Genomic DNA, 13,360 nt, shown 5'->3' with positions numbered 1-13,360 from the left:
TACAGCTCCTTGTTGGTATTCCCGCCTCAATGGTAATAACCCACTATCCTACCTTTGGTTTCATGGGGCGTAACCCCAGGCCGGGTTTTTTAAACACCCGGGCTTTGGGTAAACGCCCACCAGCACCCGGTCCGCAACCTGGTCCAAGCCCAACTGCACCGGCACCTTTGCGGTGCTGGCGTCCGGTGTCCCTGACCTCTCATCGGGCTCTACTGAGGATGTCGCCTCGGTCCGCTTCGCCGACGGACCAGCCTCCGTTGCAGCCGTCCGCCTGAGTTCCGGCAGGCGGGGACGGCTCACCCCTCGCCCCCGCCCTCGTAGAACGACGAGTCACGATGGGCATCAAGAACTGCGTGTCTCCGCCCGGTCCGGGCGGCGTGTGAACCACGGTGTGGGGACGTGCGTTGAGCAGGACAGAGTCTTCCGTTGGCCGTCAGCGGCGGCTCATTTCCAATGGAGGCCGTTTTGCCAACGAAGCCGGAACAGGTGACAGAACACCTGCGGAGTTTCAGCGCAAACCCCTATGTGCGCCAGACTGAAGTTGCGAAACCTATTGGTGTCGCTCCTGCGGATTTCAACAACTGGACGAGTGGCAAAGTTCGGGACCTTGGGTTGACGGAGCAGGAGGGAACCCTGCTCGAGGCCTGGCGGCGTCAACGGCGCGCTGGTGACTGTGGGTGCCTCTGCGCCGTCGCAGGCCGTGCAGACGTCATTCGGGCAAGGGACCTGGCGGGTCCGGGTACTTCAGGCTCAGGTGCCGCCGGTTGGGTGGTGGAGTCTTCCCCGTCTGGTGACGCGGGTTTTGTTCTGTCCGTCGGGTTCGATAGGCGCCGGTGCTGGGAAGGCACTGCCGAATTCCCCTTCTGCTTCCTCTGACCGTGCTTGTACACCCGTTGCTGTGGGTGCAACCGGCCTGACCAGCGTTTGTTGGCAGCTCGCCGCCTCGGTGAATACCCGCAGGATCCAAGCAGTCGTTCCTTTCCCTGTCCACCCATTTCGTACCGCGAGGTGCCCCATGCAAGATCCAGTTGTTTGTGCGATGGTTTTGCAGGCCTTCGCGGCTCAGGGTGAAGGATGGACAAGTCCCATTCCTCGGCGTGGTTCGACCGCCGCTACCTCGCCGAAGGGCTCCATGGCCGAACTCCTCAATCCCAAACCCACTGGAGACGTCCGCCAGCTTCCCCTACCGGATCCGAACCAGATCAGCGAGTGACCGCACCACTGGGCGGGACACCGTCCGGGATCCGGCGGCGCACTTCGAAGCATCTCCCCAACGCCAGTGAACCATGTGAGTGGCCTCAGCCGTGCAGCAGGTGGGTGCGGCATGCGGCTTCGGTCTGACTGACGCTCCTGTGAGTCGTCGTGTGGGATAGGCAAGGGGTACCGAAGTTGACTGACGAGCAGCCTGCCAATCGGCGAGGCTCAACTCACATTTGTGGCCGGTCTCTCGCATCAGTAGCAGGGGAAGGACACCGATGAGCCGCAATACCGCGTCGGATCATGACTTGGTGGCCGCTTTTGAAGAGAGGGTCCGGATCGCCTCGGAGTCGCCCGCGGTGAGCTGCCAGGGCGAGCGGGCAAGTTTTGCTGAGCTCAACTCCCGTGCCGACAGACTGGCGCGGCGGCTGGCGGCGCGAGGGGTCGGCCCCGATAGCGTGATCGGAGTATGTCTCCCACGCGGGCTGGGGCTGGTGACGGTCCTGCTGGGTGTTTCGAAAGCGGGCGCAGCGTATGTGCCGCTGCTGGAGGTGCGGTGGCTGAGCCTGTCCGTGTGCGCAGACTGACCGACCAGGAGGGGCAGAAGCTGCAGCAGATCGTGCGCCGGGGCAGCACGAGTTCGGTTCGCTACCGGCGGGCGATGATGTCGGCGTACGGATTTCGCTCCCCGGTCGCGTACGGGCGAACGTCCCCAGTTGTCAGGCCACTTCGGTCTCTCGCTCGATGGCCTGGAGGCGGTTCTTGAGCCGGTAGCTGGGCCCGTTGATCGCGATCACTTCGCAGTGGTGGAGGAGCCGGTCGCGGATCGCGGTGGCGAGGACCTCGTCGCCGAAGACCTGGCCCCATTCGCTGAAGGTCTTGTTCGAGGTCAGGATGATGGAGCCCTTCTCGTAACGCTTGGAGATGACCAGCGCTGACCCACCGGGGTTTCATCCCGGCCGAGAAGGCGGAGGAACCCGACGCTGTCACGGCTTGTCGCAGCAACTCAGGGAAGTCGGTGGCCCGCACACCAGCGGCCAGATGCCGCTCGTCACGCACAGCGCAGCCCCCGGCTGCCGATTTAGCGTGCAACTGCACCGCTCGATGAAAGCGGCTCCGTGACTCGTGCTGTTCGCGATCGGTAGCTCCCTAAAGCGGTCGTTTTGGCACGGCTAGTGCTGTGACCGCGTAGGTTCGCCGGGTTGGGGTCAGGCTGCGGCTTTGAGGGGGCGTCCGCCCCAGCGGATGCTTTTCTCGCTGCGGATGCGGGCGCGTTCCCTTTTGCCCAGACAACGCGCCACGGCGGCCGCATCTACCGGCTCAAACGCGAACTGCTGGAAATGAAATGGGCCGTGGTCGTGGCGGTGGCCCAGAATGAGGATCCGAGGGCCAGTCTGCACAGTCCCACCCCGCATCAGATCGGGCTGATCCGGAGGTGCCAGCAATCTCGATGGCGAGCACGGTCACTGCTGGTTCTCCCGGCTGTGGTTCGGATGTACGAGGCGATCGGTGCAAGCGGTCACGGCATCCGATATCAAAGCCGGGCCCTCACCCGAGCGAGATCTCTCCGTCGGGCAGCCACACGGCCCAGTAGCCGTCCATGAAGTCGGGCAGTTGGACGGGCTCGGCCAGCGCACGGGCCGCCCGCAAATCGGCCGTCGTCCCAGCGCGCTTCCGGATCGAATTCGGCCCCGTTGGCTCCGGTGCCCCTGGCGTGCGGCAGGCCGGCTTGCGCACCGCGTATGCGACCAGCAGATCGGAGAGCTCGGTGACGGGTTCTCGGTAAACGGACGGGAAGCTCGTGGTGGCGAAAATGGTCACAGTTGTGTCTCGGAGTGATATGGGCAGAACCCTTCAGGCGCCGGCTCCGTAGCAAGGGCTGAACACTTCGGAACGTCCGGAGCGGAAAGACCATTCGGGGGTATTTCTCGATGTTCTGTACACGAGCCGCAGCGCTCGCCTCTTTCGCGCCGGTGGGCGCCTTCTGAGCGGAAGCTCCGACTTCCGCGTTCCCCCGCCGCCCTGCCCAGGGCATCCGTGCGCTGCCCTCGATCCCGAGCGCGCGCATCCCTCTCACTTGCACGCCCCGCCGCAACTGCCCCGGAGGAGAAAGAGCATGAGCCGCAGCGACGTCCTGGTCGATGCCGACTGGGTCGAGGCCAACCTCGACAACCCGAACATCGCCGTCGTCGAGGTCGACGAGGACACGTTCGCGTACGAGAAGAACCACATCAAGAACGCCATCCGGATCGACTGGACGCAGGACCTCCAGGACCCGGTCCGCCGTGACTTCATCGACCAGGAGGGCTTCGAGAAGCTCCTGTCGGAGAAGGGCATCGCCAACGACACGCTGGTGGTCCTCTACGGCGGCAACAACAACTGGTTCGCGTCCTACGCCTACTGGTACTTCAAGCTGTACGGCCACGAGAACGTCAAGCTCCTCGACGGCGGCCGCAAGAAATGGGAGCTCGACGCCCGCGAGCTGGTCGACGGCACCGAGGCGCCCGAGCGCCCGGCGACCGACTACAAGGCCCAGCCGCAGGACACCTCCATCCGCGCCTTCCGCGACGACGTGGTGGCGGCCATCGGCAGCCAGAACCTGGTCGACGTCCGCTCGCCCGACGAGTTCTCCGGCAAGCTGCTCGCGCCCGCCCACCTGCCGCAGGAGCAGTCGCAGCGCCCCGGCCACGTCCCGACCGCCCGCAACATCCCCTGGTCGAAGAACGCCAACGACGACGGCACCTTCAGGTCGGACGACGAGCTGAAGAAGCTCTACGCCGAGGAGAACGTCGACCTGGCCACGGACACCATCGCCTACTGCCGTATCGGCGAGCGCTCGGCCCTGACCTGGTTCGTCCTGCACGAGCTGCTCGGTGTCGAGAACGTCAAGAACTACGACGGCTCCTGGACCGAGTACGGCTCCCTGATCGGCGTCCCGATCGAGCTCGGCGCCAACAAGTAACGCTTTTTTCGCTGCGGATGCGGGCGCGTTCCTTGCGTTCGGCGGCCAGGACGTCGCGGTGGCGGGCGTTGGCGTTGCGCCAGCGCAGGTAGGCGTGCAGGGCCCGGGTCTGCACGGTGTGCTTGGGGTGGTTGGGGTGGTTGGAGTTGGCGATGGTGAACTGCCTCAGCGGTCCGAAGTGCGCCTCGATCGGGTTCGCCCACGAGGCGTAGGTCGGGGTGAAGCACAGTTCGACCTTGTGCTTCTTCGCCCAGCGGCGGATGTCGGCAACTTTGTGGGCGGAGAGGTTGTCCAGGATCACGTAGTCGGTGCGCCGTCGGGCCGGGCGGCGCGGATCGACTTCAGCGCGGCCAGTGTGTTCCCGGCGCCCCTCCTGCGGTGGTTGACGCCCCACAGGGTGTCGTCGCCGACCGAGTAACAGCCGTGGAAGTAACGCACCCCCGTGAGTGCGGTGGTAGGTGGCCGGCAGCCGGTGGGGGTGCCCCTGGCCGGGCCCCGCCCGAGCCTGCGGTGGGCCGAATCCCGAGCGGGCCGAACTCGTCGAACGCGAAACACGGTCCGGGAAGCGCCCCCCCTCGATCCGGTCCAGCTTCGTCTCGCGTTCCGGATCGAGGGACTGCTTCCACGTCTTGGTGCGCTGGAAGGTGACGCCGTGGCGGGCGAGCAGTCCGCGTAACGGCTTCGCGGCCGATGAGGATCATCCGGCCGTGGACTTTGCGCAGGTAGGCGACGAGTTTGCGCAATGACCAGCGGGTGAAGGGCTGGCCGAGCTTGGTCGGGCGGGTGGTGGCCGTCGCCACGACGAAGTCCTCGTCGTCAGGGCTGAGTCGGCGGGGACGGCCTCCCGCCCACCAAGGGTCCAAACAGGCCAGGCCGATCTCGTTGAACCGGTGGATCACATCCCGGACGGTGTCCTCGTCGGCCTGCACCAGCTAGGCGATCACCGGCACCCGGTTCCCGTCGGCCGACGCCAGCAGCATCATCGCCCGCCGGTAACGCACCGAGCTGGTGCTGCCCCGGCGCACGATCTGCTGCAGCTTCTGCCCCTCCTGATCGGTCAGTCTGCGTACACGGACAGGCTCAACCACCGCACCTCCAGCAGTCGGATCGAACGTCACCGCCCATCCAACCGCCACGACCACCAACCCGGCGAACCAACGCGGTCACAGCACTAGGAGATTTGACTTGGCTACCACCGAAGTACCCCGTCCCACGCTGCTCCTCGTGCACGGAGCGTGGCACGGCCCCTGGTGCTGGGAGCGACTGGAGTCCGCACTCGCTGACGACGGCTGGACGACTCGCACGGTCGCACTGCCCAGCGCTGTGAGGTCAGGCGTCCCTGTCACCGAACAGCTCGTCGGCGTTCACGGGGACGCGCAGGCCATCAAGGAGACCCTTGAAGGCATCAAGGGAGCCGTGGTGGTCGTCGGTCACTCGTACGGCGGCATTCCAGTCACCCAAGCCATCGCCGAGGCCCCCAACGTCTCGCATGCCGTCTACCTTGCGGGATATCAACTGGACGTGGGAGAGAGCCTGCTTGGCTTCCACGGCGCTCCCGAACCAGAGAATCCGAAAGGCGTCATCCCGCCTGCGGAAAACAGCGATGCTGCTCTCTACGCCGATGTGCCCGAAGCGGAGACGGCGCGAGCAGTGCAGCAGCTAGTGCCGCAAAGTCTAAGATCCTTCAGCGAGCGCGTGACAAAGGCGGGGTGGCGAACCGTTCCCTCCACCTATGTCATCTGCGAGCAGGACCGGTCTCTGCCGCCCCAGGCACAGGAGAAGCTCGCTGCCCGAGCCAAGACCATTTGTCGGCTGCAGAGCAGCCACTCGCCGTTCCTGTCAATGCCCTCGGAACTTGCCGCTCTTCTCGCGCACATCGCACTCGAAGAAGCAGACTGACCCCCCAGCAGCGGAGCTCAACGCCGGTGCGCGAACAGCCATGTCCTGCCCGCCCGAAGACACCTCAGGCGTTTACGGAGAGGTCCCAACAGAGGCGCCGAACAGCCGGTAGGTGATCAGGCAGGTGGCGACGCCGATGAATGCCTCGTGGATGTCATCGCGCCGTTCCAGCAGATGCGCAGGCGCCGGAAGCCGTGGGGCCAGGAGGTTCATGGTGCGTTCGACCGACCCGGCGGAAGATTCCCAGCCAGAGCCGTGCGGTTGGCCTCGCTCGGCGATGACGGGACGGATGACTCCATTGTTCCCCGCACAAGACCGTGGGTCCGGAGTCGAACGACCTCGTCCTCCAATTGCGCATGCGTGGCATCTCACAGGTGATCCTTGCCGGCATGGCCGCCAACCTGTGCACTGAGGGGCGCCTCCGGGAACTGCTCGACGAGCAGGTGTTCGAGGTCGTTGTCGTCCGCGACGCCACCGCCGGACCCCGACCGCCCCAAGGTGACGGCTACCTGGCTGTGCTGATCAACTTCCGTTTCCTGGCCAGCGCCGTATGGTCCACCGAGCAGACCATCAGCCAGCTGCGCTCGGCCTGACGACAGGCAAACTCCCCCCGAGAGCAGAAGGCGAGACATGAACAGAAGCGAAGTCACCGAGCGGATCATGGAATCGAAGATCCAAAACGGTATCCGGTGGTCAGACGTTGCTGCGGCACTCGGCGGAAGCAAGGAGTGGGTCACGGCCGCCTGCCTTGGCCAGATGGCCTTCACCGCGGAGCAGGCGGCCCAGGTGGCCGCCATCTTCAAGCTTCCTCACAAAGCGATTGCCGTGCTGCAAGTGCCCGTGGCCCGGGGCACGCTGGACAGGCCGGTGCCATCAGACCCTCTCATCTACCGGCTCTACGAAATCGTGAGCGTCTACGGCACAACTCTCAAGGAACTCATCCATGAGGAATTCGGTGACGGCATTATGAGCGCCATCGATTTCCGCATGGAGGTGGTCCGCCAGGAGGACGATGCCGGCGACCGAGTCGGCATCACCATGAGCGGCAAGTTCCTACCCTACAAGCCCTACTGAGCCTGGATCCATCGTCCAATCCCTGTCCGGGACTGGGGTTGAAACGAGCAAGTGCCTTGTGACCTGCGGTGATGGGAGTTCTCTGCGCTTCCAGCATGCACGATCAGCAAGGACCTTCGTAAGGGAGTGCTTCCATACCTCGGCGGCCGCCTTCGTGGCGGGCCATTGGCGCGTCCGTTCTCGGGTACGGCGGGAGTGCCGCTGCTGTCCGGCTTGTCGAGCAGTGCGTTGTGCCGGACCGGGTCGGTGCGGAGGTCCGGCTGACCGGGGCCGGCAATGGTGCCGGAACGGCCATGGACGCGATGGCGGTATCGCTGGTCGCGGGCAGGCGGCGGGCGCGGACAGTATCGACGGCCTCGACGTGCTGCGGTACGGCGCGATGCAGAAGGCGTGGGCCGGGGTGCGGGCGCCGTCCACGCTGGGCACCTTCCTGCGCGCCTTCACCCTGGCCGGTGCGCCAACTGCAGTCCGCCGCACGGGCATTCACCGGGAATCCGGTGGCATACCGCGAACTGCTGCCGGGCGCACATCGGGTGCTGCTCCTAGCCAGGGACTCCGAGGTGAAGCAGGTCTACGGCTGGGCCAAGCAGGGCGCCTCCTCCGGCTAGGCCAAGGTCCGCGGCCTGCGCTTTCGACATCGTCACCGCTTCCACCTCATCGCCGCGCCGGTCGTCGCATCCCGGCTGCGCAAAGGGGCGGCATCATCCGCCAGGGTGCCGCCCTTGCTGGTCACCGAGGGCGGTGAACGCGGTGCGGGCGATGGGGATATGCGAGCAGATGGTCGAGTGCGACGCGAGGATAGGTCACCAACGAGGCCCCCTGGCTGACGAGTTGAGACGTGAGACATCTCGCTCAACAGTCCGAGGGCCTCGCCTGTTACGCCCCTCCGCTCGTCACTCGATCAGTGGCCACTCTGAAGCAGCTCAGTGATCAACCTCATGATCTTGTTGATCCACATGGCGCTGAGGGCCGTTGTGACTGTAACGGGGCGTGATGGCCGATGCCCTCGCAGAGAGAAGGAAGGTCAGATGAGATACCGGACAGTCACCGCCGCCGCCGCAGTATTCGGCGCTGTACTCCTTTCGGCGTGTACCGGCAGTCCTAGCTCCAGCAGTCATAACCCTGATCACGGCTTGAAAGACAAGCCTGCCGCAGGCAAGGCGCCCGACTTTGGTGCGTTGTCCTTTAGTGGAGACGATCAAGCCGCAGCGGCTGGTTCTGGTTTTCCTGCACGCTATGCGGCTCCTTACCTCGAGACCTGGAAATCTCCGTCTGTAGTGGCAGAGGTACGTAATGCAGCAGGGCTGAAGTATTTCAATCTTGCCTTCATTATCGATGGTGGCGGTTGTGACGCAAAATTCAATGGAACGACCGACGTGACCGATCCTGGTTGGCTCTCAGCCATCAGCGAGAACCGGGCTGCGGGAGGCGATGTTATTGCTTCATTCGGTGGGGCATCCGGTACAGAGGTCGGCGTCTCGTGCACCTCAGTCGATTCACTGAAAGTGCAATACAAGAAGGTTATTGACGCGCTCGATCTGACCCGAGTCGATTTCGATATCGAAGGAGCTCCTCTTGAAGATCATTCTGCGAACGATCGACGGAGCAAGGCACTGTCCGAGCTTCAGCAGGAGTACGCTGCGGCTGGTAAGACGCTGACGGTCAATTATACGCTTCCGGTTGCCCCGTCGGGACTTACGGGCAGCGGTCAGGCCCTGTTGAAGAATGCCGCGGATAACGGACTCGATGTCAACCTGGTCAACATAATGACCATGGACTACGGCGGTCCCGAGGATATGGGGAAAGCCGCAGTTCAGGCCGCTACCGCTCTCCATGACCAGCTCAAAGAGGTATGGCCTGGAAAGACGGATGAGCAGTTGTGGGGGATGGAAGGAAACACTCCCATGATCGGAGTCAATGATATCCAGAGCGAGGTATTCTCCACCGCTGACGCTCAGACCCTCGTTGACTTCGCCGTGTCCAAGAATATTCAGCAAATCGCATTCTGGGCCATCGGGCGTGATCGGCAGTGTGAAGGGGGAGGGGATAATTCGCAGAACTGTAGTGGAGTATCTCAATCCCAATGGCAGTTCTCACGCATCATGAATGGTGTCAATGGAAATCTCGGTGGCCCTCAGCCTCCTCAGGATACGGACACGGAGAGCCCTTCGCCCAGCACCAGCCCAACCAGCGCTGCACCCAGCCCAGAAACATCGGAGAAGTCTGATGCGCCGTCTTCGAAACCCTCTTCGCAGCCCTCTTCGCAGCCCTCTGTGACCCCAATCCGTATCGCCGGCCAGGTGCGCTGCGAATCAGGAAACCCGATCGTAGGAGTGTGGGTGCAGACTTCCCACTCGGCGGACTCCCGGTTCGCGGCTTGGAGGGGAGTCGGGGATGGGGCTAAGGCGGACTGGTGGACCGATATCCCGGAGAACGAGCGGTATTCACTCCACATTGGATGCGGCGGGACCCCTGCCAGTTGGGCCACCGAAAACATGACAGGATGGCACTCTGGACCCAAGAATTCTTTCGATTGCGTCGATATCGCTGGTGACCCCAGATACGAGACCTGTACCGCAGTGTAGATCTTGCGACTGCTGTTCGGTGATGTCGTTGTCTGGTTCATTCTGGCGGATGTGGCGCTCGAGCGCGTGGCAGCGCGGGCGGAGGAACTGGCCACTCTCACTGCCGAGTTGGTCTCGATTCTTCAATTAAGTGAACCTGACCGGGCTGTCCTCAGCGCATAGTGTCCGGATCCGCGTCGGCCGGCCCCGGTATTCACGCAGCGCAAGAATGCCTCCCCACGTACGCGTCTGCGGTCGACGACCGCGGACGCGTACGCCGTCCTCGCCGACGAAGGGGGCGACGCCGGCATTCCGGAGATCCCCGGTGCTGAAGAGGGAACACCAGCCGGTGGCGGGCAACGTGGCAGCCATCTGCCCCAATTGCTCAAGCAGGACCCTGCCGTCGGCGACCGAGTGGGGCGGGCCACCGGCGGGTGGCTGCGGCAGACGCACCCCCTGGACGACCACAGTCCGCGCCACACCGCGTACGCACCAGCGCGCCCTGCCCAGCCACCGCCCAGCCACTGCCGTCCGCCGTGGTGAAGGTGGAATGCGCGCTCGAAGAAGCTGCGGTCGACGTCGGTCCGCGGCAGCTAGCCAAAGGTGAGTGCCTGCGCGGCCCGCCCCGGAGTTCTTTGCGCACGGTAATCACGGCCGACTTGATGACGGCGATCGGCTGCACGTACTCGTCGAGCAGCGTGGAGGACGTGGGGCTGGCGCTGGCGATGTTGTAGGAAGCGGCGGGTTTTGTGGGCGAGGTTGTCGGCCCGGCGTGCGCGTCAGGCGTGCGCCTCGGCGGGTTGAACATCTCGTCGGGGTTGAGTTCGTGCTGTAGCGGGGCATCACGTGCAGTTCGCCGTGGTCGGCGGTCTCGATCAGCCGGCTGAGGCCGGCCGTTGAGCGGTGGACCGGGTGCCGGTCGGCGATCAGTGCGACCTTGCGTCCGGTCTGGCGGGCGAGCCGATCCGGTCCCTTCCTGCGCAGCGCCGCCGTGAACGTCGGGGCACCGTATGCGCGGCGCGGCGCAGTGTGGATCTGCCGGATCTGGGCAACCAGTTCGGCTTCCTGACGGCCGGCTCCTCGGCCGCCGGCCGGGCTGCGTGGTAGGCGTAGTAGCCCGAGCGGGACACTCCGAGCAGCTTGCACATCAGGGTGACGCCATGCCCACCGGGGTTGTCCTGTTGGCCTTCTCCGAGTCGATGAACGTGTAGCGCACGGCTACTTTGTCGACTCCTATGCGAAGAATGGCAGCTGCGGACTCAATCGATCAACGCAACAGGGCCGTCAGCCCATCGGCAGGTGTGTCGAAGTCGAGAGTCTTGCGAGGGCGCGTGTTCAGCTTCTGCGCGATCGTCCACAAAGCGCGCCGGGCCGGAGTCCCGCTCGTGTTCGTGGACCCTGCCTGCTCCTCCAAAGAGGATGCGGATTGCGGGCACGTGGATCGGCTCAACCGCATCTCCCAAGCCAAGTTCGCGTGCCGGTCGTGCGGCGGCGTTGCGCACGCCGGTCGGAACGCTTCCCACGTTCTCGCTCGCAGGGGCGAGAACGTGTGGACTGCGGGGCGTGAGTCACGCGTCCCGGCCATAACCTCGGCGACCACCAGTGACCTCGCGCGAACCGTGCCGGGCCAGATCGACGCCCGTACCCGCAACCGACATTTGCCTCAGCGAACCCATCGACCAGCAGATTACTCCTTTTCGTCGCCGAATCGAGCCCCCGACGACCGTTCCGGGGGGACAATCTTCCGGGCCACCGAAGGGATCTCCGCCGAGACAGTCAAGACAGCCTGAGCTGCGGAGACCGGCAGAGCATGCGGAATTTCGTACTAGGGTGGGTGCATGGCATCAACCACTCGACGGCCCTCCACCGCCGCCGACCGGCGAGCGGCAGTGGAGGCGCGGATACTGTCCGGGATTGGCGAATTGATGCGCGACGGCAAGACCTATACCGAGCTGGGAGTGCAGCAGATCGCGGCTGCCGGCGGCATCTCCCGATCGGGGTTCTACCTCTACTTCCGCGACAAGGTGGATGTGCTCCTGCGGCTGAATGGCTTCCTCAAGTCGGACAGCCTCGAGATCGTACAGCGCTGGCAGCCCTGCGGCCCCGTCGGCGGACTTGACGGGCTTGTCCACACGTATGAGCAGCTGTTCAGGCACTACCGTAAGCACTCGTTCCTCCTGGCAGCGATCAGCGAGGTGGCTGCTTACGACCCTTCTGTACGGAATTCATGGACGTCGGCTCAAGACCGATTCATTGAGCACACTATGAACCTGCTGATCGAGGAACAGCTGGCAGGTCGTACACCCGCTGATGTCGACCCGCGGTGCGCAGCCGGCGTGGTGGTGCGAGGCGGCGCACAGGTCATCGCCCAACAGGTAGCCACAAGTGATGGACATGACGATGCCCTGGTCGCCCGCGAGATGGCATGCGGCTACTGGTACGGCATCTACCGGCGGCCGGAGAGTCCGTAAGGCTTCAGGAGCGCTACGGATTCATCTCATGTGAATGGCGGGGGCTTCTCGCTACGCTGCTTGCCTTTGCGATGGGCGAGCCTGACCCTGCGGACGATGAGCGCGCCCACCACGTCCACGTGCGCCGGGTGGCCACGTCCAACGGAGGGGAATTACTCCGGTGTGGGCCGGTGCTTCATGGCGGTGCCCACATGCGTGTCGCTGCCCTCCTGCAGTTGCTCATACGACGACAGCGCCCCGGACCGCGGCATGATGGGCGTGATGGGCGACATTCTGACCGCGCTCATCACCCTGTACAACGATAGCGCCGAGAAACTGTCCTCCGGCCTCGGAGAATCGGTCGACGCCATCGATTAAGCCTCCGGCTACGTCAAGGCTCCGCCGGAGAAAGGCAGTTGTAGGCCAGGGGGCCCACCCCACATGCGATCTCTGGTTGATCCGCTGTCCGATGTTCTCGCTTCGTTGAACGTCAGGGCCGGGTCGTTGTCGGGCCTTGAGGCGTGGGCAGCTGGGCGCTCCGCTTCGATACAAAACGGCCCTGCCGGGCTGGCTCGGTGCGCTCGGCGAGCCGCGCATCGGCCGTGCACTGTTGATCATGCACCAGCAAGCGGCCCGCCCATGGACCGTCGCCACGCTCGGCGCTCAGGTGGGCATGTCCCGGGCGAGCTTCGCCGCCCGCTTCAAGGAACTCGTCGGACTGCCACCACTCGTCTACCTCCAGCGCTGGCGGATCCTGGCCGCCAGCCGGGAACTGCGCTGCAGCAAACGGACCGTGGCCTCAATGGCCGCCGTGGTCAAGCGGACCGCCAGCGAGGGAGGGAACGCCGCGGCGGGCGCGGCGTTCAGCACCGCGTTCACACGCATCACCAGCATCTCACCCGCGCACTACCACAAGCGTCCCGCTCGCAGCCGTGACACCAGGTCCGTCAACTGGCCCGCAACCCCCGTCCGCGTGACCGCCACCGTGGACGAACGCGCAGGTTCTCCAGACGCCTGATCATGGCCCGTTCCCGTCGTGCCTCCTAGCGTCGGAGGCAGCCGTGCCGACGGCCGCGGTAGCACCGTCCACGGCGCCAACACGGATCATCGGAAGGCGGAACATGCAGTACGAGCAGTTGGGTGCCACGGGGGTTTTCGTGTCCCGGATCGCTTTGGGGGCGATGACGTTCGGTGGGGCGGGGACGCCGCCATGG

Annotated in this window: 13 protein-coding genes and 3 pseudogenes; 12 read left to right on the top strand and 4 right to left on the bottom strand. The window is 64.7% G+C overall.

What is annotated here, in order from left to right:
- Positions 1-1,475: 1,475 nt before the first annotated feature.
- A complete protein-coding gene (locus ACFVWD_RS54895) occupies positions 1,476-1,784 on the top strand; it encodes an AMP-binding protein (RefSeq protein WP_389606412.1) in 309 nt (102 codons plus the stop codon).
- Positions 1,754-1,891 (top strand): annotated as a pseudogene (locus ACFVWD_RS54890) (IS630 family transposase); the annotation flags it as partial. The gene ACFVWD_RS54895 and the pseudogene ACFVWD_RS54890, both read left to right, overlap by 31 nt.
- Before the next feature lie 25 nt (positions 1,892-1,916).
- Here the strand turns inward: ACFVWD_RS54890 and ACFVWD_RS54885 are convergent.
- Both ACFVWD_RS54885 and ACFVWD_RS54880 read right to left on the bottom strand, forming a co-directional pair.
- Positions 1,917-2,126: pseudogene (locus ACFVWD_RS54885) on the bottom strand (ATP-binding protein); the annotation flags it as partial.
- Positions 2,127-2,745: 619 nt separating this feature from the next.
- Positions 2,746-3,018, bottom strand: coding sequence for a hypothetical protein (locus ACFVWD_RS54880; protein WP_389606410.1), 273 nt, complete (start codon positions 3,016-3,018; stop codon positions 2,746-2,748).
- Positions 3,019-3,313: 295 nt separating this feature from the next.
- Here ACFVWD_RS54880 and ACFVWD_RS54875 point away from each other — a divergent pair, with 295 nt between their 5' ends.
- Positions 3,314-4,159, top strand: coding sequence for a sulfurtransferase (locus ACFVWD_RS54875; protein ID WP_389606408.1), 846 nt, complete (start codon positions 3,314-3,316; stop codon positions 4,157-4,159).
- Here the strand turns inward: ACFVWD_RS54875 and ACFVWD_RS54870 are convergent.
- Together ACFVWD_RS54870 and ACFVWD_RS54865 are read right to left on the bottom strand one after the other, a co-directional pair.
- Positions 4,083-5,091, bottom strand: a pseudogene (locus ACFVWD_RS54870) (IS630 family transposase). The gene ACFVWD_RS54875 and the pseudogene ACFVWD_RS54870 overlap by 77 nt on opposite strands.
- A complete protein-coding gene (locus ACFVWD_RS54865; RefSeq protein ID WP_389606406.1) occupies positions 5,092-5,247 on the bottom strand; it encodes a hypothetical protein in 156 nt (51 codons plus the stop codon).
- A gap of 97 nt (positions 5,248-5,344) precedes the next feature.
- Between ACFVWD_RS54865 and ACFVWD_RS54860 the strand changes: the two genes are divergently transcribed.
- The 9 genes from ACFVWD_RS54860 (at position 5,345) to ACFVWD_RS54820 (ending at position 13,164) form a co-directional block, all read left to right on the top strand.
- Positions 5,345-6,058 carry an alpha/beta hydrolase gene (locus ACFVWD_RS54860; RefSeq protein WP_389606405.1) on the top strand — a complete coding sequence of 238 codons (714 nt, stop codon included), beginning with the start codon at positions 5,345-5,347 and terminating at the stop codon, positions 6,056-6,058.
- A gap of 317 nt (positions 6,059-6,375) precedes the next feature.
- Positions 6,376-6,651 (top strand): cysteine hydrolase family protein, encoded by a 276-nt coding sequence (locus ACFVWD_RS54855; protein ID WP_389606404.1) that lies wholly within the window; start codon positions 6,376-6,378, stop codon positions 6,649-6,651.
- A 37-nt stretch (positions 6,652-6,688) separates the two neighbouring features.
- The gene (gene cynS, locus ACFVWD_RS54850; RefSeq protein WP_389606402.1) at positions 6,689-7,132 is read left to right on the top strand and encodes a cyanase; all 444 of its coding nucleotides are present in this window, start codon (positions 6,689-6,691) and stop codon (positions 7,130-7,132) included.
- Between the two features lie 1,028 nt (positions 7,133-8,160).
- Positions 8,161-9,717 carry a chitinase gene (locus ACFVWD_RS54845; RefSeq protein WP_389606400.1) on the top strand — a complete coding sequence of 519 codons (1,557 nt, stop codon included), beginning with the start codon at positions 8,161-8,163 and terminating at the stop codon, positions 9,715-9,717.
- 515 nt (positions 9,718-10,232) lie between these two features.
- Positions 10,233-10,430: a hypothetical protein gene (locus ACFVWD_RS54840; RefSeq protein ID WP_389606398.1), complete on the top strand. Its 198-nt coding sequence runs from the start codon at positions 10,233-10,235 to the stop codon at positions 10,428-10,430.
- 501 nt (positions 10,431-10,931) lie between these two features.
- Positions 10,932-11,486 carry a zinc ribbon domain-containing protein gene (locus ACFVWD_RS54835; protein WP_389606396.1) on the top strand — a complete coding sequence of 185 codons (555 nt, stop codon included), beginning with the start codon at positions 10,932-10,934 and terminating at the stop codon, positions 11,484-11,486.
- 48 nt (positions 11,487-11,534) lie between these two features.
- Positions 11,535-12,167: a TetR/AcrR family transcriptional regulator gene (locus ACFVWD_RS54830; protein ID WP_389606394.1), complete on the top strand. Its 633-nt coding sequence runs from the start codon at positions 11,535-11,537 to the stop codon at positions 12,165-12,167.
- A 195-nt stretch (positions 12,168-12,362) separates the two neighbouring features.
- Entirely contained in the window at positions 12,363-12,524 is a 162-nt protein-coding gene (locus tag ACFVWD_RS54825; protein WP_389606393.1) for a hypothetical protein, read from the top strand.
- 238 nt (positions 12,525-12,762) lie between these two features.
- Positions 12,763-13,164 carry a hypothetical protein gene (locus ACFVWD_RS54820; RefSeq protein WP_389606391.1) on the top strand — a complete coding sequence of 134 codons (402 nt, stop codon included), beginning with the start codon at positions 12,763-12,765 and terminating at the stop codon, positions 13,162-13,164.
- Positions 13,165-13,360 lie beyond the last annotated feature (196 nt).

It is taken from the genome of Streptomyces sp. NPDC058086 (assembly GCF_042885015.1).
Lineage (GTDB): Bacteria > Actinomycetota > Actinomycetes > Streptomycetales > Streptomycetaceae > Streptomyces.
This window is presented reverse-complemented; position numbering and strand designations above follow the sequence as displayed.

Excerpts from the sequence above, each read along its gene's own strand:
- ACFVWD_RS54845 (WP_389606400.1), top strand. The coding sequence starts at position 8,161 with ATGAGATACCGGACAGTCACCGCCGCCGCCGCAGTATTCGGCGCTGTA.
- ACFVWD_RS54875 (WP_389606408.1), top strand. The coding sequence starts at position 3,314 with ATGAGCCGCAGCGACGTCCTGGTCGATGCCGACTGGGTCGAGGCCAAC.
- ACFVWD_RS54835 (WP_389606396.1), top strand. The coding sequence starts at position 10,932 with ATGCGAAGAATGGCAGCTGCGGACTCAATCGATCAACGCAACAGGGCC.
- cynS (WP_389606402.1), top strand. The coding sequence starts at position 6,689 with ATGAACAGAAGCGAAGTCACCGAGCGGATCATGGAATCGAAGATCCAA.
- ACFVWD_RS54895 (WP_389606412.1), top strand. The coding sequence starts at position 1,476 with ATGAGCCGCAATACCGCGTCGGATCATGACTTGGTGGCCGCTTTTGAA.
- ACFVWD_RS54820 (WP_389606391.1), top strand. The coding sequence starts at position 12,763 with ATGCACCAGCAAGCGGCCCGCCCATGGACCGTCGCCACGCTCGGCGCT.
- ACFVWD_RS54830 (WP_389606394.1), top strand. The coding sequence starts at position 11,535 with ATGGCATCAACCACTCGACGGCCCTCCACCGCCGCCGACCGGCGAGCG.